Origin of the sequence: Ralstonia insidiosa (genome assembly GCF_008801405.1) — a bacterium.
Lineage (GTDB): Bacteria > Pseudomonadota > Gammaproteobacteria > Burkholderiales > Burkholderiaceae > Ralstonia > Ralstonia insidiosa.
On the sequence record NZ_VZPV01000003.1, the window covers coordinates 450,319 to 472,486 of the forward strand.

Below are 22,168 nucleotides of genomic sequence, written 5' to 3' on the forward strand. Positions count from 1 at the left end.
CGACCTTTGACCCGCATTCAGGAGCCACTGTGAGCGTCAACCACGAATTCACTCTTGCCGAACTGATGATCGCGGCTGCGTCCCGCGTCTGGAATGACGACGGCGAGGTCCTGGCCACCGGCATCGGCGCCGGCCCGCGCATTGCTGCGGGCGTGTCCCGTCTGCTGCACAACCCGGGTCTGATGATGACCGACGGCGAAGCCTATCTGGTGGAACAACCCGTGCCGCTGGGCCGGCGCGAGCCGGGCTTCAAGGTGCGCGCCAGCGGCTGGATGGGCTACTCGCGCGTGTTCGACTGCCTTTGGGGCGGGCGCCGGCACGCGATGGTCATGCCCACGCAGATCGACCGCTTCGGCCAAGCCAACATCTCTCGCCTGGGCGGCACGCATGCGCAGCCGAAAAAGCAGCTGCTGGGCGCGCGCGGCTTCCCCGGCAACAGCATTAACCACGCCAACTCGTTCTTCGTGTCTGCGCACAGCACGCGCACGTTTGTGAAGGACGAGGTCGACATGGTCTGCAGCGTGGGCTACAACCCCGCGCGCCATATCGAAGGCATGCGCAGCTTTGCTGACCTGCGCATCATCGTGACCGACCTGTGCGTGATGGATTTCACCGGCCCGGACCACGCCATCCGCGTGCGTTCGCTGCACCCGGGCGTGAGCCTGGAGCAGGTGCGCGCCGCCACCGGTTTCGCACTGGCCAACGCCGCTGACGAGGCACTGCCCGAGACGCCCGCACCGAGCGCGGAAGAACTGGCCGTGATTGCCAAGCTCGATCCGCACAACCAGCGCGCCACCATCGTGCGTGACAACCCGCCGGGCCGCCGCGCTGCTGCGCAAGAGGCCACCGCCGCCGCATAACGCCACATTCGGGTACCGAGCAACGCCGCACCGGCAGCAACGACGAGAACACACCATGTCAACAGAAGCCATCACCCCCGAAGAACTCGGCCCGAACGCCGAGGTGCTGTATCAAGTCGCTGACGGTGTCGCCACGGTTACGATGAACCGGCCGCAGTACCACAACGCGCAGAACTCCAAGATGACGTATGCGCTGGATGAAGCCTTCCGCCGCGCGTCGTCTGACGATGCCGTGAAGGTCATCATCCTGCGCGGCGCCGGCAAGCATTTCTCTGCCGGCCATGACATCGGCACGCCGGGCCGCGACATCGACGAGACGTTCGAGCGCGCATCGCTCTGGTACGACCACGTCAACAAGCCGGGCGGCGAACTGCTCTATGCGCGTGAACAGGAGGTCTACCTGGGCATGTGCCGCCGCTGGCGCGATCTGCCCAAACCGACCATCGCCATGGTGCACGGCGCATGCATTGCCGGCGGGCTGATGCTGGCGTGGGTGTGCGACCTGATCGTGGCGTCGGACGATGCGTTCTTCTCCGATCCGGTAGTGCGCATGGGCATTCCGGGCGTGGAGTATTTCGCGCACGCCTACGAGCTGAACCCGCGCATCGCCAAGGAATTCCTCTTCACGGGCGACCGCATGGATGCCTCGCGCGCCTACCAGATGGGCATGGTGAACCGCGTGACCACGCGCGATGCGCTGGAGAGCACCACGCTGGCGTTGGCGCAGAAGGTGGCCACCATGCCGCGCCTAGGCCTGACGCTGACCAAGCAGGCGATCAACCACGTTGAAGAGCTGCAAGGCAAGCGTGCCGCGATGGACGCCGCCTTTGCGTGGCACCACTTCGCCCATGCGCATAACGAGCTGACGAGCGGCGACCGCCTGGGCGGCTACGACGCCCGTGCCATGGCGGCATCGCAGCGCGATGGTCGTGACGGCGGTGAGGGCAAGGAGCGTGCAGCATGAGCACCGCAATGAACACCTCGGCTCTGCACACGGTGCTGTGCGATCTGCTAGGCTGCCGTTACCCGATCGTCCAGACGGCGATGGGCTGGGTGGCCGATGCGCGCCTGGTGGCGGCCACGGGCAATGCCGGCGGTTTCGGCTTCCTGGCCGGCGCCACGCTGCTGCCTGGTGAGGTCGAACGCGAGATTCTGGCCGTCAAAGCGCTGAGCGGGCAACCGTTCGGGATCAACTTCCACATGTTCCAGCCGAACGCGGGCGAAGTGGTCGAGATGGCGATCCGCCACCGCCTGCGTGCCGTCAGCTACGGCCGTGGCCCGGACGCCCGCATGATCGGCAAGCTCAAGGAAGCCGGCATCGTCTGCATGCCCACCGTGGGCGCGGCCAAGCATGCCGCCAAGGCGGTCGAGCTGGGCGCCGACGTGGTGACCGTGCAGGGTGGGGAAGGCGGCGGCCACACCGGCGGCACCCCGACCACGCTGCTGTTGCCGCAAGTGCTGGATTCCGTGCGCGTGCCCGTGGTGGCGGCGGGCGGCTTCTTCGATGGGCGTGGCTTGGCGGCCGCGCTCGCTTACGGCGCGGCCGGCATCGCCATGGGCACGCGTTTCCTGATGTCGAGCGATTCGCCCGTGCCGGCTGCCACGCTGCAGCGCTACGTGGCTGTCAAGGACGCCGGCAAGATCCGCGTCTCGCTCGCCATCGACGGCCTGCCGCAACGCATGATCGACAACCCGCTGCTGTTGGAGCTGGAAGCGGCCGGCCCGCTGCGCCGCACGTGGCTGGCGCTGGCAGCAGCCCACAAATGGCGTCAGCGCACCGGCATGCGGGCCTCCCAGATGCTCGCCACCGGCTGGCGCGCGATGCGCCAGCACGACTACAGCGCTGCGCAGGCCATGATGGCCGCCAATGCGCCCGTGCTGATCCAGCGCGCAATGGTGGAAGGCCACCCGGACGAAGGCGTGCTGCCCAGCGGGCAGGCCGCTGCGGCCATCGGCGCGCTCGACTCCTGCGAACAGATCATCACGCGCATCGCCGCCCAGGCACAGGCGCGCCTCGACGCATTGCATGCAACGGCACCAGCAGCGGCGCGTGCGCCGCAGGCCGCCGCTGACGCCACTCTCTAACGAGCCCCGCTTTTTCCGCTTCCATGACGACACCTCAAACCAACAGCGCACGCGCATCCGCTGCTGCGCCTTTCAAGATCGACGTGCAGGACGGCATTGCCGAACTGGTGATCGACCACCCGCCCGTCAACGCGCTGAACAGCGCCGGCTGGCATGCGCTGGCCAAGGCCATCGAGCAGCTTGGCCAAAACCCAGACGTTCGCGTGATCGTGCTGCGCGGCGAAGGCCGCGGCTTTTGCGCGGGCGTCGACATCAAGGAACTGGCCGCCTATCCGCAGCGCATCGTGGACGTCAACGCCGGCAACTACGAAACGTTCCGTGCAGTGCACCGCAACCCGGTGCCGGTCATCGCTGCTGTGCACGGCTTCGTGCTGGGTGGTGGCATCGGCATCTGCGGTGCGGCCGACATCATCGTTGCCTCGGAGTGCGCCACCTTCGGCGTGCCCGAAATCGACCGCGGCGCCATGGGCGGCGGTGCACACCTGCAGCGCATGTTCGGTGTGCAGAAGGTGCGGACCATGTACTTCACGGGTGACCCGATCGACGCGGCCGAAGCCTATCGCCTGGGCGCGGTCGAAAAGGTCGTGACGCGCGCCGAGCTGCGTGACGCCGCGCTGGAGATGGCCCGCAAGATCGCTGCGAAGAGCCCAGCCATGGTGCGTCTGGCCAAGGAAGCGCTCAACGGTGTGGAAGACGGCAACCTCGAAGACAAGTACCGCTGGGAGCAGGGCTTCACCCTGCAGGCCTACATGACCGCCGATTCCACCGAGGCGCGCGACGCGTTCGTGCAAGGGCGTGAGGCGCGCTTCGATGGCGATTCCAAAGCCGCCGCTTGAGCATTCAGAACAAGGACATCGACATGAAACAAGCCTATATCGTCGACGCGCTGCGCACGCCAGTCGGGCGCCGCAAGGGCGGACTGTCGCACGTGCACGGTGCCGACCTGGGTGCCTTCGTGCTGAAGGAACTGGTTGGCCGCAATGCCATTCCCGCTGAAGACTACGACGACGTGGTGTTCGGCTGCTGCGACACCATTGGCCCGCTGGCCGGTAATATCGGCCGCAGCGCGTGGCTGGCGGCAGGGCTGCCGCTGCAGGTGCCCGGCGTGACGGTGGATCGCCAGTGCGGTTCGTCGCAGCAGGCCGTGCACTTTGCCGCGCAAGCCGTAATGAGCGGCAACCAGGACGTGGTGATTGCCGGCGGTGTGCAGACCATGACGCAGATCCCCATCTCGTCGGCCATGCTGGCCGGCCAGGCACTGGGCTTCACCGATCCGTTCTCGGGCAGCGAAGGCTGGCGCGCGCGCTTTGGCAATGCACCGGTGTCGCAGTTCCACGCCGCGCAGATGATTGCCGACCACTGGAACCTCTCGCGCGAGGCAATGGAAGCCTTTGCGCTGGAGAGCCACCGCCGCGCCGTGGTGGCCATCGAAGAAGGCCGCTTCACGCGCGAGATCGTGCCGTTCCAGGGCGTTTCGCGCGACGAGACGCCGCGTCCGGACACCACCCTGGCCAAGATGGCCACGCTGGAGCCGCTGATGCCCGCCGGCAAGCTGACCGCCGCCGTGTCGAGCCAGACGGCCGACGCCGCTGCCGCGCTGCTGGTGGTCTCGGAAGACGCGCTCAAGCGCTACAACCTCAAGCCGCGTGCCCGCATCGTGCACATGAGCGTGATGGGTGACGACCCGGTCTGGATGTTGACGGCCCCGATTCCTGCCACCAAGCGCGCGCTGGAGCGCAGCGGCTTGCGTATGGACCAAATCGACGCGGTGGAAATCAATGAAGCCTTCGCCTCGGTCGTCATGGCCTGGCTGGCTGAGACGGGCTACTCCGCAGAGAAGACCAATCCGAACGGCGGCGCCATCGCGCTGGGCCATCCGCTGGGCGCCACCGGCGCGCGGCTGATGACCACACTGCTGCACGAACTGGAGCGTACTGGCGGCCGCTACGGGCTGCAGACCATGTGCGAAGGCGGCGGTGTCGCCAACGTGACGATTATCGAGCGCCTCTAAGGCACTCGCGCAAGAACAGGAGCAAGCAATGGGAATCTGCGACGGACGTACCGTCATCATCACCGGTGCAGGCGGCGGCCTGGGGCGCGCGTATGCGCTGGCCTTCGGTGCCGAGGGTGCCAATGTGGTGGTCAACGATATTCGCCGCGAGGCTGCCGAGGCGGTGAGCGAAGCGATTCGCGCGGCCGGCGGCAAGGCGATCGCCAACGACGACGACATCACGAAGCTGGCCACGGCACAGCGCATCATCGATGCCGCCGTGGAAGCGTTTGGTGAAGTGCATGTGCTGGTGAACAACGCCGGCATCTGCCGCGACCGCATGTTCGTCAGCCTGTCGGAAGAGGACTGGGACGAGGTGATGCGCGTGCACCTGCGCGGCCACTTCTGCCTGGCCAACCTGCTGGGCAAGCGCTGGCGCGATGCCTCCAAGGCGGGTGCCGCGGTGGACGCACGCATCATCAACACCAGTTCCGGCGCCGGGCTGCAGGGTTCGGTGGGCCAGTCCAACTACGCCGCCGCCAAGGGCGGCATTGCCAGCCTCACGCTGGTGCAGGCGGCCGAACTGGCACGCTACGGCGTCACCGCCAACGCGCTGGCACCGGCCGCGCGCACCGGCATGACCGAAGGCGTGTTCGGCGAAATGATGAAGGCGCCCAAAGATGGCTTTGACGCCTTCGACCCGGCCAACGTCGCACCGCTGGTGGTGTGGCTGGGCAGCGCAGAGTCGCGCCACGTGACCGGCCAGATGTTCGAGGCCGCTGGCGGCAAGATCTCGATCGCAGACGGCTGGCGCACGGGCCCCGAGCAAGACAAGGGCGCGCGCTGGGAACCGGCTGAACTGGGCGCGGCGATCGGCAAGTTGCTGGCTCAGGCCCAGCCGGCGCAGAAGGTTTACGGCACCTGAGCGAGCACGACGATGGAACTTTCGCTTTCGCTCGAGCAGGAAATGATTCGCGACACCGCGCGTGAGTTTCTCGACGCGCGCAGCGATTCCGCCGCGGTGCGCAGGGTGGTGGATGCCGAAGCGCTGGCTCCGGGACACGACCCCGAACTCTGGCGCGAGGTTGCCGAACTGGGTTGGTGCGGTATCGCCTTGCCGGAAGACGCCGGCGGCGCAGGGCTGGGCGCGCCCGAACTGGTGCTGCTGATGGAGCAGATGGGCCGGCGCCTGGCGTGCGTGCCGTACTGGTCGAGCGTCTGTCTGGCCGCCCCTGCGCTGCAGGGCGGCCTGGCACCGGCGGCGGCACAAGCCTGGCTGGAGCCGCTGGCGCCGGGCACCGCGCGTGCCGCTCTGGTGCTGCCTGCGTGGACAGCACCGGATGCGGCAGGGCAACTCGCGCAGCGGGCGCTGTCTGTGTGGGCCGAAGCCGGTGAGGGTGGTTTCGTGCTGCACGGCCGTGTCGATCAGGTCTTTGATGCAGTGGGTGCCGACTGGCTGCTGGTGCCCGCACGCATCGACGACGGCGCAGGCGGTCTGGCGCTGTTCTGGCTGGACGCCACAGCGCTGGCGAACAACCCGCACGTCTCCGTACAGCCGCTGCAGACGCTGGATCGCACCCGTGCGCTGGCGTCGGTCGTGTTCGACGCACTGCCGGTCGATGCAGGCGGCTGCCTGGCCCGCGGCCCCGAGGTGGCGCGTGGTATTGGCGCGGCCCTGTGGCACGGCACCCTGATGCTGGCGGCCGAGCAGCTTGGCGGCGCGCAGCAGTGCCTGGATCTCACAGTGGCGTACGCGGCGGAGCGCATCCAGTTCGGCCGGGCCATTGCCTCCTTCCAGGCGGTCAAGCATCGCTGCGCACAGATGATGGTGATGACCGAAGCTGCGCGCTCCGCCATTCACGGCGCCGCGCACGCATGGCAAGCCGCCATCGCTGCAGACGACGAGGCTGCCGTGCACGGGGCGCGTCTGGACATTGCCGCAGCACGCATCGCGGCCGACGAGGCCTTCGCCTTCGCCACACAGGAGGCCATCCAGTTGCACGGCGGTGTGGGCTTCACCTGGGAATACGACCCGCAGCTGTATTTCAAGCGCGCGCAGGCGGCCGCAAGCTGGCTGGGCGGTACGGCCGCGGCACTCGACTGCATTGCCGACGCGCTGGCCGCATGACGGTGGCCATGGTGGCTGTGGGGCGCTGTCGCCCGGCCGCCATGCGCAATGACTGGCGAATCAACGATTGAGAACGAGCATGACTTCAGTGGATTGCTGCGCCCCGGACACCAGCGAAGCTGCGCTGCGCGAATCGGTGGCGGCGTGGATGGCGGAACATCTGACCGGCGAATTCGCCTGCCTGAAACACCGCGGCGGACCGGGCGACGAAGAAGCGTTTCCCGAACTGCGCAAGGCCTGGGAGCGCAAGCTGGCCGAAGGCGGCTGGACCTGCGTGGGCTGGCCCGAGGCGCACGGCGGACGCGGCATGTCGGTGATGGAGCAGGTGGCCTTTCAGGAGGAATACGCGCGCGCCGGCGGTCCGGGCCGTATGGGCCATATCGGCGAAGGCCTGATCGGTCCCACGCTGATCGCCTACGGCACCGAAGAGCAGAAGGCGCGCTTCCTGCCCGGCATCCGCAACGGCACCGAACTCTGGTGCCAGGGCTATTCCGAGCCCGGTGCCGGCTCCGACCTGGCCAACGTGCGCACCCGCGCCGAGCGCGACCCCGCCACCGGCGACTGGATCGTGACGGGCCAGAAGGTCTGGACATCGCTCGCGCACGAATCGGAATGGATCTTTGTGCTGGCGCGCAGCGAAGCCGGCTCGCAGGGCAACCGCGGGCTGATCTTCCTGCTGATGCCGCTGGACCAGCCGGGCATCGAAATCCGCCCGATCCGCCAGATGGGCGGCGGCGCGGAATTCAACGAGGTGTTCTTTGACGGCGCCCGCGCCAAAGCCGCTGATGTAGTGGGCGCACCCGGAGAGGGCTGGCGCATCGCCATGGCGCTGCTGGGCTTCGAGCGCGGCATTTCCACGCTCGGCCAGCAGATGCAGTTTGCGCATGAACTCGGCTGGATCGTCGATGCCGCGCGCGAGAACGGTGCGTGGAACCAGCCGGCGCTGCGCCAGCGCATTGCACGCGCTTGGGGCGGCCTGCGGGTCATGCGCTACAACGCGCTGCGCATGCTGGCAGGCGCGCAGCAAAGCGACAGCGGCGCGCTGCAGCGCGAGGCACTGATCTACAAGTACTACTGGTCCAACTGGCACCGCGGCCTGGGGCAACTCGCACTCGACGTGCTCGGCCCTGCCGCCAACCTCATCGACGAAACCGACACGCGCCGCACCCGCCTGCAAGGCATGGCGCTGTTCTCCCGCGCCGACACCATCTACGCGGGCACCAACGAAATCCAGCTCAACATCATTGCCGAGCGCGGCCTGGGTATGCCGCGCGAGGCACGGGGACAAGCATGAACACCATTTCCAACGACGCCGCTGTGCCGACGGCAGCACAAGGCGTGCGCGCCGCACCCGCCTACGTTCCCGGCCACGGCCTGCTGAAGGGCAAGAGCGTGCTGATTACGGCGGCGGCCGGCGTCGGAATCGGCTTTGCAGCCGCGCGCCGGTGTGCGGAGGAAGGCTGCCGCGCGCTGATGATCTCTGACATCCACCCGCGCCGGCTGGAAGAGGCCGTGGCCAAGCTGCGCGAAGAGACAGGCCTGGAGGCCATTTACGGCCAGCTGTGCAACGTTGCCGATGAAGCCCAGGTGCAGGCCCTCGTTGCCGCGGCAGAGGAAACGCTGGGCGGCACTGACGTGCTGATCAACAACGCGGGCCTCGGCGGGTCGCGCCGCATAGTCGAGATGGACGATGCCGAATGGTCCCGGGTGCTCGACATTACCCTCACCGGCACGTTCCGGATGACGCGGGCGATGTTGCCGCACATGCAGGCGCGCGGGCGCGGCGCCATCGTCAACAACGCCTCGGTGCTGGGCTGGCGCGCGCAGAAAGAACAGGCGCACTACGCAGCGGCCAAGGCCGGCGTGATGGCGCTCACCCGCTGCAGTGCAGTGGAAGCCGCCGAGTTCGGCATCCGTATCAATGCGGTGGCGCCCAGCATCGCCTTGCACGATTTCCTGAAGAAATCGGCACCCGCGGAACTGCTGGAGCAACTGGCGTCACGCGAGGCATTCGGGCGTGCGGCGGAGGTGTGGGAAGTGGCCAATGTGATGGTGTTCCTGGCCAGCGACTACGCCTCGTACATGACAGGTGAAGTGCTTCCGGTGAGCAGCCAGCAGGCATAACGCACGGGGCATCAAGGAGACAGGCATGGCAAGGGTGTTTGGTTCGGCGCAGGCAATCCTGGACGCAGTCGGGCAGCGGCTCGGTGAAAGCGCCTGGACGGAGGTGACGCAGGCGCAGATCAACGGCTTCGCGGATGCCACGGGCGATCACCAGTGGCTGCATGTAGACCCCGAACGCGCGGCCAACGGCCCGTTCGGTGCCTGCATCGCACACGGCTATCTGACGCTGGCCCTGGTCAATCAATTCCTGCCCGAAATCCTGACCGTGGAAAACATGAAGATGGGCGTGAACTACGGCTGCGACAAGGTGCGCTTTCCTGCGCCGGTGCGCGTTGGTTCGCGCCTGCGCGGCGTGGGCGAGCTTGTGAAAGCCGAAGAGCTGCAGGGTGGCGTGCAGGCCGTGGTGCGCATGACCGTCGAGGTCGAAGGGCAGGACAAGCCGGGTTGCGTGGTCGACACCATCAGTCGTTACTACTTCTGAACTTTCGAGGACAAGCATGAAAGAAGCCGTCATCGTCGCCGTGGCGCGCACGCCCATCGGCAAGGCGTTCCGGGGCGCATTCAACGATACCGAGGCGCCGGTGCTCGGTGGGCGCGTGGTGCGCACCGTGGTGGAGCGCGCAGGCATCGACCCGGCTGAAGTGGACGACGTGCTGATCGGCGCCGCCGCGCAGCAGGGCACGCAGGGCTACAACCTGGGCCGCCTGTGTGCCACCGCCGCCGGCCTGCCCGACAGCGTGCCGGGCATGACGATGGACCGCATGTGTTCTTCGGGCCTGATGACCATCGCCACGGCCGCCAAGAGCATCCAGTGCGGCGAAGCCGACATCATGGTGGCGGGCGGCGTGGAGTCGATCTCGCTCACGCAGAACAAGCACAAGAACGCGTACCGCGCGCAGTCCGAGGCCGTGCTGGCGCGTCAACCGGCGGCCTACATGGCGATGATCGAGACCGCCGAGGTGGTGGCGCAGCGCTACGGCATCACGCGTGCCGCGCAGGACGCCTATGCCCTGCGCAGCCAGCAGCGCACTGCCGAGGCGCAGCGCGAGGGCCGCTTCGACGATGAAATCGTTTCGCTCGAAACCACGCGCGCACTGTTCGACAAGACCGGCGCGCAGACCGGCACCGAAACCGTCCGCCTGATGCGCGACGAATGCAATCGTGTGGACACCACTGCGGAAAGCCTGGCCGGGTTGAAGCCCGTCTGGAGCGGCGGTCGTGTGATTGCACAAGGCGAGCACATCACCGCGGGCAACGCCTCGCAACTGTCGGATGGCGCGGCTGCCGTACTGCTGATGAGCGCCGACGAGGCCAAGCGCCGCGGGCTGCGTCCGCTGGGGCGCTATCGCGGCATGGCCGTGGCAGGTTGCGCGCCCGATGAAATGGGCATCGGGCCGGTGTTTGCCGTGCCCAAGCTGCTGGCGCGCCACGGCATGACGGTGAACGACATCGGCCTGTGGGAGCTGAACGAGGCCTTCGCGTGCCAGGTGCTGTATTGCCAGGACAAGCTCGGGATTCCGGGCGACCGGCTCAACGTTAATGGCGGCGCGATCTCCATCGGCCATCCGTTCGGCATGTCGGGCGCCCGCATGAGCATGCATGCATTGATCGAGGGCCGCCGGCGTGGCGTTGCGCACGCCGTGGTGACCATGTGCATTGGCGGCGGCATGGGCGCTGCCGCGCTGTTTGACGTGCTGCCCTAACCAGCCACGTCTGCGGACACCGGAGGCACACGCGCCCGTCAGAGGCCGCCCCGGTTGTCCAGCACACCACAGCTTGGAGGAGACAACGATGAAGCAATGGATTGGTGTGGCCATGTCGGCAACTGTGCTGGCAACGGCTGCCTGGGCATTCTCGCCCCGGCCCTTACCGGCGTTTGCGGCCACCGCGCTGCACCCGGATCAACTGCAGATCAACGGGCTCGCCCATGCCGGCTCACGGCTGGTAGCCGCAGGCGAACGCGGCAAGCTCCTGCTGAGCGACGACCAGGGCGCCAGTTGGCGTACCGCCGTCGTCGGTAAAGACCAGGGCTCGACCCTGACGCAGCTCGCCTTTGCCGACGACAAGAAAGGCATTGCCGTGGGCCACAGCGGCTGGATCCTGCGCACCGAAGACGGCGGCGAGCACTGGCAGCAGACCGCATTCGACGACAAACAATCGGACCCCTTGCTGGGCGTGTGGATGCAGCCGGGCGGCGCGTGGTTCGCGTTCGGCAGTTTCGGGCGCTTTCTTGAATCCCGCGATCAGGGCGCCAGCTGGAAAGACGCCGCGGCGGACGCCATGCGTGACCGGCATCTGAACGGCATGACGGGCGATGCCAAGGGCCGCCTGATGCTGGTGGGCGAGTCGGGCCTAGTGCTGCGTTCTGCAGACGGCGGTGCCCACTGGGAAACGATGCAGGTGCCTTACAAGGGCTCGCTGTACGGCGTGCTGGCGCTGCGCGACGGCGCATGGCTGGCCTACGGGATGCTGGGCAACGTCTTGCGCAGCGAAGACTTCGGCGCGACCTGGCAGGCGTCGGACGCCCAGGCGCGTACGTCCTTCTTTGGCGGCGCGCAGCTGTCGGATGGACGCGTCGTGCTGGTGGGGCAGGGCGGCACGCTGGCCGTCTCGACCGACGATGGCCGCACCTTCAAGCCGCAGGCCGCGGGTGCGCAGTCGCTCACCACGGTGGCTGACGCGGGCAACGCCCACCTGGTCATTGGTGGCGACGGCGGCATCAGCACCTTCGCACTCCCCCCTGGTGGCGTCAGCCGTTGACCTTCCCTGATTCATTGCAAGCGAGCACGCCATGACCCGCTCCCCTGATTTCCGCCCTGCGGCCGCTGCCGCCGCTGCGTCAACCCGCATCAGCCGCATGGTCGCCTTCTTTGCACGCGCGCTGATCCAGTACCGCAAGCTGCTGCTGGTGCTGTGCCTGGCCATGACCGTGGCGATGGGCCTGTCGGCCACGCGCCTGCGGCTCGACCCGGGCTTCAACAAGATGATCCCGCTGCAGCACCCATACATGCAGATCTTCACCAAGTACGCGAGCGCCTTCTCCGGCGCCAACACCGTACTGGTCAGCCTGCGCTGGAAGGGTGATGGCGACATCTACAACCGCACCTTCATGGACAAGCTGCGGCACGCCACCGATGACGTGTTCTTCATCCAGGGTGTGGAACGTCCGCGCGTGTATTCGCTGTTCACGCCCAACGTGCGCTACACCGAGGTGACTGAAGACGGCTTCCGGGGCGACGTGGTGCTGCCGGGCCGGTTCTCCGGCACGCCCGAAGAACTCGATCAGGTGCGCAGCAACGTGGCCCGCTCGGGCCAGATCGGCCGACTGGTCAGCAACGACTTGAAGTCGGCCCTGATCCGCGCCGAGCTGAGCGAAGTGGACCCGACCACCGGCAAGGCCATCGACTATTCACGCGTGGCACACGAGCTGGAAGCCATCCGCGCCAAGTTCTCGGGCCAGGACGTCGAGGTCAACATCGTCGGCTTTGCCAAACTGGTGGGCGATGTGGAAGAAGGCATCACCAGCGTGATGATCTTCTTCGCGATTGCGTTCCTGATCACCACGCTGATGCTGTATTTCTACACGCGCTCGCGCAAGACGACGCTGTTGGCACTGGTTGTGGCCATGCTGCCGGTGGGCTGGCTGCTCGGCTTGCTGCCGTTGCTGGGGTACGGCATCGACCCGATGTCGATCCTGGTGCCGTTCCTGATCTTCTCGATCGGCGTGTCGCATGCGGTGCAGATGACCAACGCCTGGCGCCAGGAAGTGGTGCGCGGACATGACTCCGTGGAGAGCGCGCGCACGGCGTTCAGCAAGCTCTTCGTGCCAGGCACGGTAGCGCTGCTGACCAATGCCCTGGGCTTCATGGTCATCATGCAGATCAAGATCGACATCGTGCGCGAACTGGGCATTACCGCCTGCCTGGGCGTGCTGCTGATGATCGTGACCAACAAGATCTTCCTGCCGATCCTGCTCTCGTACACGCACCTTGAACCGAAGGTGATCGAAGCCGGCAAGCGCCAGGCGCAGCGTGGCGAGGCCGGCGCGTCGATGTGGTCGGGGTTCGGCCGCCTGGCCCGCCGTGGCCCGGCGATCGGCGTGTTTGTCGTGTCGCTGGTGCTGCTGGCTGTTGGCGCGGTGCAGTCGCGCTCGCTCAAGGTGGGCGACATCGGCAACGGCGCCCCCGAGCTGCGCTCGACCTCCCGCTACAACCACGACAGCGAAGCCATCGTGAGCCAGTACAACATCGGCGTGGATGTGCTGACGGTGATGGTGGAGCCCAAGGGCTTTGACGACGGCTGCCTGCACTACCCGGTGATGAGCGCGATCGAACGCTTCGAGATGCACATGCGTGGCGTGTCGGGCGTGCAGTCGGTGGTGAGCGTGGCGTCGGTCGGCAAGGTGGTGATCGGGGCCTTCAATGAAGGCAACCCACGTTGGGAGGCCCTGCCGCGCACCAGCGACGGCCTGAGCCAGGGCGCCAAGGCGTTCGACCCGGACAACGGCTTGAACACCTCGAACTGCCAGGCGATCCAGGTGCTGATCTATACGGCCAACCACGAAGGCGCGACGATCGCGCACATCGTCAAGGAGATCAAGGCCTTCACCGCCGCAGACCAGACGCCGAACGTGGCCTTCCGCCTGGCCGGTGGCAACGTGGGCGTCATGGCGGCCACCAACGAAGCGGTGGAAGAGGCTGAAGTGACGATGCTGCTGGCGATCTTTGGCGCCATCACGCTGCTGTGCCTGCTGACCTTCCGCTCCTGGCGCGCCGTGCTGTGCATCATCGTGCCGCTGACGCTGGTGTCGATCCTGTGCAATGCATTGATGGCGCGCCTGGGCATCGGCCTGAAGGTGTCGACCCTGCCGGTCATCACGCTGGGCGTGGGGGTGGGCGTGGACTACGGCATCTACCTGTACGAGCGTCTCCAACACCAACTGCGTGAAACCGATCAGACGCTGCCGCAGGCCTTTGCCGAGTCCATGCGCCAGCGTGGAACGGCAGCTCTGTTCACCGCCGTGACGATGTGCATCGGCGTGGGCACCTGGGCATTTGCCGCGCTCAAGTTCCAGGCGGACATGGGCATCCTGCTGGCGTTCATGTTCCTGGTGAACCTGTTTGGCGCGGTGCTGTTGCTGCCGGCGCTGGCGGCGTGGCTCGGGGTGGAGCAGGAGGAGCACGCACGTGCTGCCCGGTCGTCTGTTTCGCATGGCAGTGGCGTGCCGTCGGGCAACGTTGCCGCAGAGCCGAAGGCCGTCAAGCTCAATTCAGAAGTGGCATGAGCACGCGCGCCTTCGCTGCGTGGCAACTGGCCGGCCTGACGCTGCCCAACCGGTTCGTCAAGGCGGCGACCTTCGAGGGCCGCACGCAGGGCGGTGAGCCGAGTGAATCGCTGGTGGCGTTTCATGCCGGCATCGCCCGGGGCGGCACCGCGCTGACCACGGTGGCGTATTGCGCCGTGGCGCCTGACGCGCGCACCTTCCCCGATCAGATTGTCGTGAACGAAGCCACCATGCCCGGCTTGCGGCGCCTGGCCGGCAGCGTGCATGAGGCCGGGGGACTGGTGTCGGCACAGCTGGCGCACGCCGGATCGTTTTCGCGCCTCAAGCGCCCGCTTGGGCAACGCTCACGCGGCCCCTCCGTCACGATAAACGACTACGGGCTGCTGGCGGGCGAGCCGATTGCCGGCGCGATGCGGCCACAGGATTTTGACGCGGTGGTGGCGCAGTACGCCGCCACTGCGGTGCGACTGAAGACCGCCGGTTTCGACGCGCTGGAAATCCACATGGGGCATGGCTACCTGCTGAGCCAGTTCATCAGCCCCGCGACCAATCGGCGTACCGACGCCTACGGCGGCAGCCTGGTCAATCGCATGCGCTTGCCATTGCGCGTGCTGGAGGCCGTGCGTGCAGCCGTTGGCGATGACATGCCGCTCATTGCCAAGCTCAATCTGGACGATGGGCTGCCTGGGGGCGTGCACGTCAACAACAGCATCGAGGCCTGCAACATGCTGGGCGCGGGCGGCATCAATGCCGTCGAGCTGAGCGGTGGTTTTGTCAGCCGCTCGCCGATGTACCTGTTCCGCGGCGAGAGCCCGTTGCCGGAAATGATCCGCAACGAACCCAGCGCGATCTTCCGCTTCTTCTTCCGCCTGGCCGGACCCAAGCTGTTTCCGTCGATGCCGTTCGAGCCGCTGTACTTCCTCGAACAGGCCCGCCGCGTGCGGCAAGCCGTGGATGTGCCGCTGATCTACCTCGGCGGGGTCAGCAGCGGCGACGACGTGCGGCGTGTGCTGGACGAAGAAGGGTTCGATGCCGTGGCATTGGGCCGGACGTTGCTGCATGACGCGGGCTTTGTCGAACGGCTGCGTGCCGACGCGCGCGCTGCCAGTGGCTGCACGCATTGCAACCGCTGTGTGGGCTTGCTGGACGCGCCGGGCGGGATTCGCTGCACGCTCGTGCAGGGGTAGTACGAGGGGAGGCAGCGCCGCGGCGCTCATCCCATCCGGTCCAACGAAGAAAGGGCCGCTCCGACGTTGATCGGAGCGGCCCTTTCTCTTTGGCTTAACCCGGGGCGGTACTCAGAAATTGAGCCCGTTACCGGTGATCACCGGCATGTTGGTCCACACGCCGCGCGCATCGCGATACCAGCCGCCGGCTGCCAGCGCACCACCGTCCACGTGCAGCGTGGTGCCGCTGACCCAACCGGCCAGCGGGCTGGCCAGGAACAGCGCGGCACCGGCGGCGTCTTCCGGCGTGCCGAAGCGCCCGAGCGGAATCCACTGCGGCATCTGCGCCCGGTGTTCCGGCGCGATCATGACCGACAGCGGCAATTGCGCCGTCTCTGTCGATTCCGGCGCGATCAGGTTGACGCGAATGCCCACCGGCCCGAGTTCGAGCGCCAGGCTCTTGGTGAGTCCGCTCAAGGCGGCTTTGCAGGCTGCATACACGCTGCAATTAGGAATGGCGCGGAAGCCCTCGATGGACGACAGGCTGATGATGCTGCCGCCCGGCCCGTTGTGCCGCAGCAGCGGAATCATGGCGCGGGTGACCAGGAAGATCTGCTTCAGGTTGACGTCATACAGGCGCTGGATATCGCTGTCGGTATACGCCTCGAACGGCTTGGCGATCATCAGCGAATCGCTCACGTTGTTGATCAGCACATCCAGGCCGCCGAAGCGCTCGTCCACTGCTTTTGCAAGCTGGGCAACCTGATCGCCCTGTGTGACGTCGGCCTGCACGACCACGTGGTCGACATCGGCGGCATTGAGCCATGCGCGCACGTCGGCCGCGCGCTGTGGGTTGACTTCCACAACCGCCAGGCGTGCGCCCGCGCGTGAAAACGCCTCCACGATGGCGCGCCCGATGCCTGCGCCGCCGCCTGTCACGAGCACTGTCTTGCCTTTGAAATCGATCATGCCGTCTCCTGTTTTGAACTGCGTTGGTTTTGCCGATTCTCGAATCCGGGTGCGGGCCTCACATCGTCTAACGGGACTATCGGACGCGCGGGTCAGGATTTTCCCAGGCGCGCAACGCGTGGTCCTTGCAGGAAGGGCCGCCCCTAGTCCGATGGGACGATGAACGCGGCGTGTGCTGCAAGTAAGGTCACTTTGCGCTGCCACCACAGGCGGCATACAGCCAACAATCAGGAGACGACATGTCCACAACAGGCTATAGGATCGAAGCCAAGCCGCTCGGCGATCGCTTTGCACGCGGTTGGCATTGTCTGGGCCTGGCAGCCGACTATCGCGATGGCAAGCCGCACACGCTCAATATTTTCGGTCGCCGTCTGGCGGCCTTCGCAGATTCCACGGGCCAGATCCGCGTCGTGGATTCGTTCTGCCCGCATATGGGTGGCGACCTCAGCACGGGCACCGTGCAAGGCGACGAACTGGTCTGCCCGTTCCACGGCTGGAAATGGGGCGGCGATGGTGCCTGCAAGGAGATTCCCTACTGCAAGCGCGTGCCGCTGAAGGCCCGCATCGGCAGCTGGACGACCAGCGAGCAGAACCACCTGCTGTTCATCTGGCATGACCCGGAAGGCAAGGCGCCGCCGCCCGAGGTAGCCATTCCGCGCATCGATGCGTGCTACTCCGACGAGTGGCACGACTGGGCGATCGACAAGATGGTGATCAACACCAACTGCCGTGAGTTGGTGGACAACATCTCGGATATGGCCCACTTCGACACGGTGCACGGCACCAAGTTGGATTACTTCGCCAACCTGTTCGAAGGGCACAAGGCCACCCAGTTGATGATCGGCTGCAGCAAGCGGCTGTCGGGCGAAGACCGCCTGACTGCGCTGTCCACCTATTTCGGGCCGGCCTATCACATCACCCAGATGACCGGCAGCGCGGGTGGCCAGCCGATCAATTCGATTCTGCTGAACTGCCACGTGCCGATCGACCAGAACAGCTTCGAGCTGCGCTACGGCGTGCTGGTCAAGCGCATTCCCAGCCTGCCGGAAGAGCAGAGCCAAGCCATTGCGCAGGCCTACGTGCAGCAGGCGCGCGAGGCCTTCTACGAAGACGTGTCGATCTGGGCCAGCAAGGCCCGCATCGACAATCCGGTCATGTGCGAGGCGGACGGCCCGATCTATCAGGCGCGCGAGTGGTACGGCCAGTTCTACGTGGATGCGGATGCCGTGACGCCCAACAGCGTGGCGCGCCGCGTGGTCGAGCTCAATCCGGGCGGTATCGAGCCGAGCGCGCTGCATCACGTGTTTGAAGCCTAACCTGCCAGACCAGTCACCGAGGGGAACGTCGTGTCTTCCACCAACCAGCCGCTCGTAGCGGTTGTCACAGGCGCCTCGCGTGGCGCTGGCAAGGGCATTGCCCTCGCGCTCGGCGCCGCTGGCGCCACCGTGTATGTCACCGGCCGTTCGCAGCAGGAAGGCGATGCCGCGCTGCCCGGCACCATCTGGGCAACCGCTGAGGAAATCGACAAGGCGGGCGGCAAGGGCATCGCCGTGCCGTGCGACCACAGCAACGATCGTGACGTCCAGACGCTGTTCGAGCGCGTGTCGCGCGAGCACGGCCGGTTGGACATCCTGGTCAACAACGCCACCTTCCTGCATGACGAACTGACCGTGCGCGGCGGGTTCTGGCAGAAGCCGCTCGAGATGGTCGACATCCTCAATGTCGGCCTGCGCTCGGGTTACGTGGCCAGCTGGTTTGCCGCGCCGTTGATGGTCAAGCAACGCCGTGGGCTGATCGCCTTCACCTCGTCGTTCGGTTCGAGCTGCTACATGCACGGGCCGGCATACGGCGCACAGAAGGTGGGCGTCGACAAGTTCGCCAAGGACATGGCCGTGGACCTGCGCGCCCACAACGTCGCAGCCGTGTCGATCTGGATGGGCATGCTCAAGACCGAGCGCAGCGCGCGTTCACTGGCAGCCGCCCCGGATCAGTACGCCGCATTTGCCGCGATGGCGGAGACGCCGGAGTTCACTGGCAAGGTCATTCACGCGCTGTATCGCGATCCGAAGCTCATGGACAAGTCGGGCCAGGTGCTGATCGGCGCAGAAGTCGCTCAGGAATACGGTATCCAGGATGCCGACGGCAAACAGCCGCCGTCCCACCGCGAGATGCTGGGCAGCCCGGCCCAGGCGCATCCGGCCATCGTTGATTGATCGACACCTCTTTGCTTGCGAGCGCGCTTCATGTCTGCTGAATTTTCTGTCACGCGTCCACACCGCTTGTCGGACGTTGCACGTTGGGACCTCGAAACGGATGTCATCGTGGTCGGCTTTGGGGCCGCGGGTGCCTGCGCCGCCATTGAGGCCGCACAGGCCGGCGCTGCCGTCACGCTGTTTGAGGTGGCTTCCGGCAGCGGCGGCACCAGCGCCTTGTCGGGCGGCGAAATCTACATGGGTGGCAGCGGCGGCACGCCTGCCCAGCGGCAAGCCGGCTTTACCGATGACACGGAAGACCTGTACCGCTATCTGCTGATGGCGGGCGGGCCCGATGCGGACGAGGCCAAGGTCCGTCTCTATGCCGACAACAGCCGTGCCCACTACGATTGGCTGGTCGAGCAGGGCGTGGTCTACAAGAACACCTTTGTGCCCGAGCGGATCATGGAGCCCGAGACGGACGACTGTCTGATCTGGTCGGGCAGCGAAGAGGCGTGGCCGTTTGTCGAAAGCGCAAAGCCGGCTCCCCGCGGTCACACGCCGCAATTCGTCGGCTGGGGCGGCGGGCGCATGCTGATGGACGTGCTGGCCGCGCGTGTCGACAAGCTGGGCGTGCACGTGCGCTACGACAGCCGCGTGCTGGCCCTAATTGCCGATGATGCCGGCGCTGTGCACGGCGTGGTCGTCCGCACCGATGGCCGCGTGCAGTACGCGCGTGCGCGCCGGGGTGTCGTGCTCTGCGCCGGCGGGTTCGCGATGAACCGCGACATGGTGCGGCGCCATGCCCCCAAGCTGCTGCGCGCCAGCGAGCCGATTGGCAGCCCAGGCGATGACGGCTCGGGCATCCTGATGGGCATGAGCGTGGGCGGCGCCGCGATCCACATGGACGAGGGGTTCACCACCCTGCCGTTCTACGCGCCCGAGTCGCTCATCAAAGGCATTTTCATCAATGAACGCGGCCAGCGTTTCATCAATGAGGACTGCTACCATGGCCGTACCGCGCACCACATCCTGCAGCAAGCCGGCGACCGCATCTACCTGTTGGTCGATAACGCGACTTACCAGCCGCCTCCCGAGTTCGCACGCATCGGCATTGCCGCAGCGGGTGAGACGTGGGAGGAAGTCGAGCATGACCTGGGCATGACGCCAGGCACGCTCACTGCCACGGTGGCGGTCTATAACCGTCATGCGAGCGAAGGTACCGATCCACTGTTCCATAAGGGGGCCAAGTGGCTCCAGCCGCTGATCGAACCCCCGTTCGTTGCACTGGATTGCCGCATCGACTACGCGTTCTATTCGTACTTCACGATGGGCGGGCTCGATACGTTGCCCACGGGGCAGGTGGTGACGGAAAAGCGCGTGCCCATTCCCGGCTTGTATGCCGCTGGGCGCACCGCGTGCGGGCTGCCGCGCTGGGGCGGTGGATACAGCTCGGGCATGTCCCTGGCGGATTCCACCTTCTTCGGTCGGCAAGCGGGGCGGCACGTTGCCGGTTCGCGTTCCAACTCCTAATCTTTGATTCGACGCCTCTGCGCGAAGGCCCAAGAGGACAACAGGACAAGAGGAAATCACGATGAAAGAATTCAACGACAAGGTAGTGCTCATCACGGGCGGGTCGACCGGCATCGGCCGCGCGGCTGCGACGGCTTTCGCCCGCGACGGCGCCAAGCTAGTGCTGGCCGATGTGAATGCCGAAGTGGGGGAAGCCTTTGCCGCCGAACTGCGCAAGGCCGGCAGCGATGCCCTGTTCGTGCGCACCGATGTGTCGCGCGCGGAAGACTGCGAGGCCATGGTGGCCCGCGCCCTGGAAACGTTCGGGCGGCTGGATGTGGCGTTCAACAACGCGGGCATTTCGGATGCACCGCAAACGGCCACGCCCGAGTATTCGCTCGATCTGTGGGAGAAGATCATCGGCATCAACCTGTCGGGCGTCTTCTACTGCATGCGCTACGAAATTCCGGCGCTGCTCAAGTCGGGCGGCGGCGCGATCATCAACACGTCGTCGGTGGCGGGGCAGATCGCATTCCCCGGCACGGCGGGCTACACGGCCAGCAAGCACGGTGTGGTGGGCCTGACCAAGGTGGTGGCCGCGGAATACGGCGCACGCGGCATCCGCTGCAACGCGCTGGCGCCGGGCATGATCGAAACGCCCATGACCAAAGCCGCGCTGGACTCCGACATGGCCCGCGCCGCGATGCTCCAGGGCATCCCGGCCAAGCGCTTCGGCAAGGCCGAGGAAATGGCCGACGTGGTCGTCTGGCTGGGCTCGTCGCGTGCCAGCTATGTCAACGGTGCCTATATCGCGGCCGACGGCGGTTACCTGATCCAGTAGGTTCGCGCCCGTCGCGGCGCATTCATTCAAGTTGTGTCTTCAAGCATTGGCCCCGTGTATGCGGGGCCTTTTTTCATGCCGCCGTCGGGCAACACCGCCTCGTAGTCTGTAAAGACGATTCGTCGCGCACGCGCAGAACGTAGCGTAGCGAAAACGCTGGTTGGTGATGACCAGCAAACAGGAGACGGATGAACATGACCCGGCTGAAAGGGAAAGTAGCATTGATTACCGGCGCCGGCCAAGGCGTGGGCCAAGGCATTGCCTATGCCCTGGCCGCCGAGGGCGCGCGCATTGCCGTGGTGGGGCGTACGGCAGGCAAGCTCGACGAGACGTGTGCCGAGATTCGTCGCCGTGGCGGCGAAGCGCAGCCCTTCGTGGCTGACGTGATGGTGAAAGACGACATCGAGCGCTGCGTCGCGCAGGTGGCGGAGCACTTCGGCGGCATCAACGTGCTCGTCAACAACGCGCAGGTGGTGCCGCTCGGGCGCCTGCTCGATGTGACGGACGAGGCGTTCATGCAGGGCATCGACTCGGGGCCGCTTGCCACGATGCGTTTGATGCGCGCGTGCTATCCGCACCTGCGCGGCGATGGTGCGGTGGTGAACTGTGTCTCGTCCGCAGCCGTGCGTTGGGACGCCTCGGGCTATGGCCACTACGCGGCGGTCAAGGAGGCGATCCGTTCGCTCACGCGCGCTGCAGCGTGCGAGTGGGGTGTGGATGGCATCCGCGTCAACGCCATTGCACCGCACGCCATGTCGCCAGGCATGGCCGGGTGGGTTGCCGAGCGGCCGGATGAGGCGGCCGCCTTCTTCAAGACCATTCCGCTGCAGCGCGTGGGCGACTGCGAGAAAGACATCGGCCGCGCCGTCGCCATGATTGTCAGCGCCGACGCGGGCTACCTGACCGGCGCGACGATCCCGCTCGATGGCGGCCAGGCGTATTGGGGATAAGCGGGGCTAAGCGCCTGCCATGGCGTGACGCTTCACGAAACGAATCACGAAACCAAATCAGAGGATA

Annotated in this window: 20 protein-coding genes; 19 read left to right on the forward strand and 1 reads right to left on the reverse strand. The window is 66.4% G+C overall.

All coding sequences use genetic code 11. From position 1 onward, the window contains the following. The first annotated feature begins 29 nt into the window (after nucleotides 1-29). The 14 genes from F7R11_RS24145 (at nucleotide 30) to F7R11_RS24210 (ending at nucleotide 15,658) form a co-directional block, all read left to right on the forward strand. Nucleotides 30-860 carry a CoA-transferase subunit beta gene (locus F7R11_RS24145; protein WP_021197693.1) on the forward strand — a complete coding sequence of 277 codons (831 nt, stop codon included), beginning with the start codon at nucleotides 30-32 and terminating at the stop codon, nucleotides 858-860. Nucleotides 861-915: 55 nt separating this feature from the next. Continuing rightward, entirely contained in the window at nucleotides 916-1,824 is a 909-nt protein-coding gene (locus F7R11_RS24150; RefSeq protein WP_064807166.1) for an enoyl-CoA hydratase, read from the forward strand. Continuing rightward, nucleotides 1,821-2,945, forward strand: coding sequence for an NAD(P)H-dependent flavin oxidoreductase (locus F7R11_RS24155; RefSeq protein WP_064807164.1), 1,125 nt, complete (start codon nucleotides 1,821-1,823; stop codon nucleotides 2,943-2,945). Before F7R11_RS24150 ends, F7R11_RS24155 begins: the two co-directional genes overlap by 4 nt. A 23-nt stretch (nucleotides 2,946-2,968) precedes the next feature. After that, the gene (locus F7R11_RS24160; protein ID WP_021197690.1) at nucleotides 2,969-3,781 is read left to right on the forward strand and encodes an enoyl-CoA hydratase family protein; all 813 of its coding nucleotides are present in this window, start codon (nucleotides 2,969-2,971) and stop codon (nucleotides 3,779-3,781) included. A 23-nt stretch (nucleotides 3,782-3,804) separates the two neighbouring features. After that, nucleotides 3,805-4,956 carry an acetyl-CoA C-acetyltransferase gene (locus F7R11_RS24165; protein WP_064809036.1) on the forward strand — a complete coding sequence of 384 codons (1,152 nt, stop codon included), beginning with the start codon at nucleotides 3,805-3,807 and terminating at the stop codon, nucleotides 4,954-4,956. 28 nt (nucleotides 4,957-4,984) lie between these two features. Beyond that, nucleotides 4,985-5,860 (forward strand): SDR family oxidoreductase, encoded by an 876-nt coding sequence (locus F7R11_RS24170; RefSeq protein ID WP_021197688.1) that lies wholly within the window; start codon nucleotides 4,985-4,987, stop codon nucleotides 5,858-5,860. 12 nt (nucleotides 5,861-5,872) lie between these two features. After that, the gene (locus F7R11_RS24175; protein WP_064807162.1) at nucleotides 5,873-7,063 is read left to right on the forward strand and encodes an acyl-CoA dehydrogenase family protein; all 1,191 of its coding nucleotides are present in this window, start codon (nucleotides 5,873-5,875) and stop codon (nucleotides 7,061-7,063) included. A 79-nt stretch (nucleotides 7,064-7,142) separates the two neighbouring features. Beyond that, entirely contained in the window at nucleotides 7,143-8,357 is a 1,215-nt protein-coding gene (locus F7R11_RS24180; protein WP_021197686.1) for an acyl-CoA dehydrogenase family protein, read from the forward strand. After that, a complete protein-coding gene (locus F7R11_RS24185) occupies nucleotides 8,354-9,187 on the forward strand; it encodes an SDR family oxidoreductase (protein WP_021197685.1) in 834 nt (277 codons plus the stop codon). Before F7R11_RS24180 ends, F7R11_RS24185 begins: the two co-directional genes overlap by 4 nt. 25 nt (nucleotides 9,188-9,212) lie before the next feature. After that, complete coding sequence (locus tag F7R11_RS24190) at nucleotides 9,213-9,668, forward strand: MaoC family dehydratase (protein ID WP_021197684.1); 456 nt, start codon at nucleotides 9,213-9,215, stop codon at nucleotides 9,666-9,668. Between the two features lie 16 nt (nucleotides 9,669-9,684). Next, the gene (locus F7R11_RS24195; protein WP_064807160.1) at nucleotides 9,685-10,890 is read left to right on the forward strand and encodes an acetyl-CoA C-acyltransferase; all 1,206 of its coding nucleotides are present in this window, start codon (nucleotides 9,685-9,687) and stop codon (nucleotides 10,888-10,890) included. An 88-nt stretch (nucleotides 10,891-10,978) separates the two neighbouring features. Further along, complete coding sequence (locus F7R11_RS24200) at nucleotides 10,979-11,947, forward strand: YCF48-related protein (RefSeq protein ID WP_021197682.1); 969 nt, start codon at nucleotides 10,979-10,981, stop codon at nucleotides 11,945-11,947. A gap of 97 nt (nucleotides 11,948-12,044) precedes the next feature. Beyond that, on the forward strand, nucleotides 12,045-14,471 hold the full coding sequence (locus F7R11_RS24205; protein WP_104577718.1) for an efflux RND transporter permease subunit: 2,427 nt from the start codon (nucleotides 12,045-12,047) through the stop codon (nucleotides 14,469-14,471). Then, nucleotides 14,468-15,658, forward strand: coding sequence for an NADH:flavin oxidoreductase (locus F7R11_RS24210; RefSeq protein ID WP_021197680.1), 1,191 nt, complete (start codon nucleotides 14,468-14,470; stop codon nucleotides 15,656-15,658). The genes F7R11_RS24205 and F7R11_RS24210 overlap by 4 nt, the downstream gene beginning before the upstream one ends. A 111-nt stretch (nucleotides 15,659-15,769) precedes the next feature. On the opposite strand, the gene F7R11_RS24215 is transcribed toward F7R11_RS24210, so the two are convergent. Beyond that, a complete protein-coding gene (locus F7R11_RS24215) occupies nucleotides 15,770-16,606 on the reverse strand; it encodes an SDR family NAD(P)-dependent oxidoreductase (RefSeq protein WP_064807158.1) in 837 nt (278 codons plus the stop codon). 239 nt (nucleotides 16,607-16,845) lie between these two features. Between F7R11_RS24215 and F7R11_RS24220 the strand changes: the two genes are divergently transcribed. The 5 genes from F7R11_RS24220 to F7R11_RS24240 all read left to right on the forward strand — a co-directional run bounded on the left by F7R11_RS24220 (nucleotide 16,846) and on the right by F7R11_RS24240 (nucleotide 22,101). After that, nucleotides 16,846-17,922 (forward strand): 3-ketosteroid-9-alpha-monooxygenase, oxygenase component, encoded by a 1,077-nt coding sequence (locus tag F7R11_RS24220; RefSeq protein WP_021197678.1) that lies wholly within the window; start codon nucleotides 16,846-16,848, stop codon nucleotides 17,920-17,922. 30 nt (nucleotides 17,923-17,952) lie between these two features. Beyond that, nucleotides 17,953-18,819: an SDR family NAD(P)-dependent oxidoreductase gene (locus F7R11_RS24225; RefSeq protein ID WP_021197677.1), complete on the forward strand. Its 867-nt coding sequence runs from the start codon at nucleotides 17,953-17,955 to the stop codon at nucleotides 18,817-18,819. A 30-nt stretch (nucleotides 18,820-18,849) separates the two neighbouring features. Then, nucleotides 18,850-20,331, forward strand: a complete 1,482-nt coding sequence (locus F7R11_RS24230; protein WP_021197676.1) for an FAD-dependent oxidoreductase — start codon at nucleotides 18,850-18,852, stop codon at nucleotides 20,329-20,331. A gap of 61 nt (nucleotides 20,332-20,392) precedes the next feature. Continuing rightward, complete coding sequence (locus tag F7R11_RS24235; protein ID WP_021197675.1) at nucleotides 20,393-21,151, forward strand: SDR family NAD(P)-dependent oxidoreductase; 759 nt, start codon at nucleotides 20,393-20,395, stop codon at nucleotides 21,149-21,151. A 194-nt stretch (nucleotides 21,152-21,345) separates the two neighbouring features. After that, nucleotides 21,346-22,101, forward strand: coding sequence for an SDR family NAD(P)-dependent oxidoreductase (locus F7R11_RS24240; RefSeq protein ID WP_031330250.1), 756 nt, complete (start codon nucleotides 21,346-21,348; stop codon nucleotides 22,099-22,101). Nucleotides 22,102-22,168: the final 67 nt, after the last annotated feature.

Excerpts from the sequence above, each read along its gene's own strand:
- F7R11_RS24205 (WP_104577718.1), top strand. The coding sequence starts at position 12,045 with ATGGTCGCCTTCTTTGCACGCGCGCTGATCCAGTACCGCAAGCTGCTG.
- F7R11_RS24150 (WP_064807166.1), top strand. The coding sequence starts at position 916 with ATGTCAACAGAAGCCATCACCCCCGAAGAACTCGGCCCGAACGCCGAG.
- F7R11_RS24240 (WP_031330250.1), top strand. The coding sequence starts at position 21,346 with ATGACCCGGCTGAAAGGGAAAGTAGCATTGATTACCGGCGCCGGCCAA.
- F7R11_RS24190 (WP_021197684.1), top strand. The coding sequence starts at position 9,213 with ATGGCAAGGGTGTTTGGTTCGGCGCAGGCAATCCTGGACGCAGTCGGG.
- F7R11_RS24180 (WP_021197686.1), top strand. The coding sequence starts at position 7,143 with ATGACTTCAGTGGATTGCTGCGCCCCGGACACCAGCGAAGCTGCGCTG.
- F7R11_RS24220 (WP_021197678.1), top strand. The coding sequence starts at position 16,846 with ATGTCCACAACAGGCTATAGGATCGAAGCCAAGCCGCTCGGCGATCGC.
- F7R11_RS24195 (WP_064807160.1), top strand. The coding sequence starts at position 9,685 with ATGAAAGAAGCCGTCATCGTCGCCGTGGCGCGCACGCCCATCGGCAAG.
- F7R11_RS24165 (WP_064809036.1), top strand. The coding sequence starts at position 3,805 with ATGAAACAAGCCTATATCGTCGACGCGCTGCGCACGCCAGTCGGGCGC.
- F7R11_RS24200 (WP_021197682.1), top strand. The coding sequence starts at position 10,979 with ATGAAGCAATGGATTGGTGTGGCCATGTCGGCAACTGTGCTGGCAACG.
- F7R11_RS24230 (WP_021197676.1), top strand. The coding sequence starts at position 18,850 with ATGTCTGCTGAATTTTCTGTCACGCGTCCACACCGCTTGTCGGACGTT.
- F7R11_RS24185 (WP_021197685.1), top strand. The coding sequence starts at position 8,354 with ATGAACACCATTTCCAACGACGCCGCTGTGCCGACGGCAGCACAAGGC.
- F7R11_RS24160 (WP_021197690.1), top strand. The coding sequence starts at position 2,969 with ATGACGACACCTCAAACCAACAGCGCACGCGCATCCGCTGCTGCGCCT.
- F7R11_RS24210 (WP_021197680.1), top strand. The coding sequence starts at position 14,468 with ATGAGCACGCGCGCCTTCGCTGCGTGGCAACTGGCCGGCCTGACGCTG.
- F7R11_RS24235 (WP_021197675.1), top strand. The coding sequence starts at position 20,393 with ATGAAAGAATTCAACGACAAGGTAGTGCTCATCACGGGCGGGTCGACC.
- F7R11_RS24215 (WP_064807158.1), bottom strand. The coding sequence starts at position 16,606 with ATGATCGATTTCAAAGGCAAGACAGTGCTCGTGACAGGCGGCGGCGCA.
- F7R11_RS24155 (WP_064807164.1), top strand. The coding sequence starts at position 1,821 with ATGAGCACCGCAATGAACACCTCGGCTCTGCACACGGTGCTGTGCGAT.
- F7R11_RS24170 (WP_021197688.1), top strand. The coding sequence starts at position 4,985 with ATGGGAATCTGCGACGGACGTACCGTCATCATCACCGGTGCAGGCGGC.
- F7R11_RS24175 (WP_064807162.1), top strand. The coding sequence starts at position 5,873 with ATGGAACTTTCGCTTTCGCTCGAGCAGGAAATGATTCGCGACACCGCG.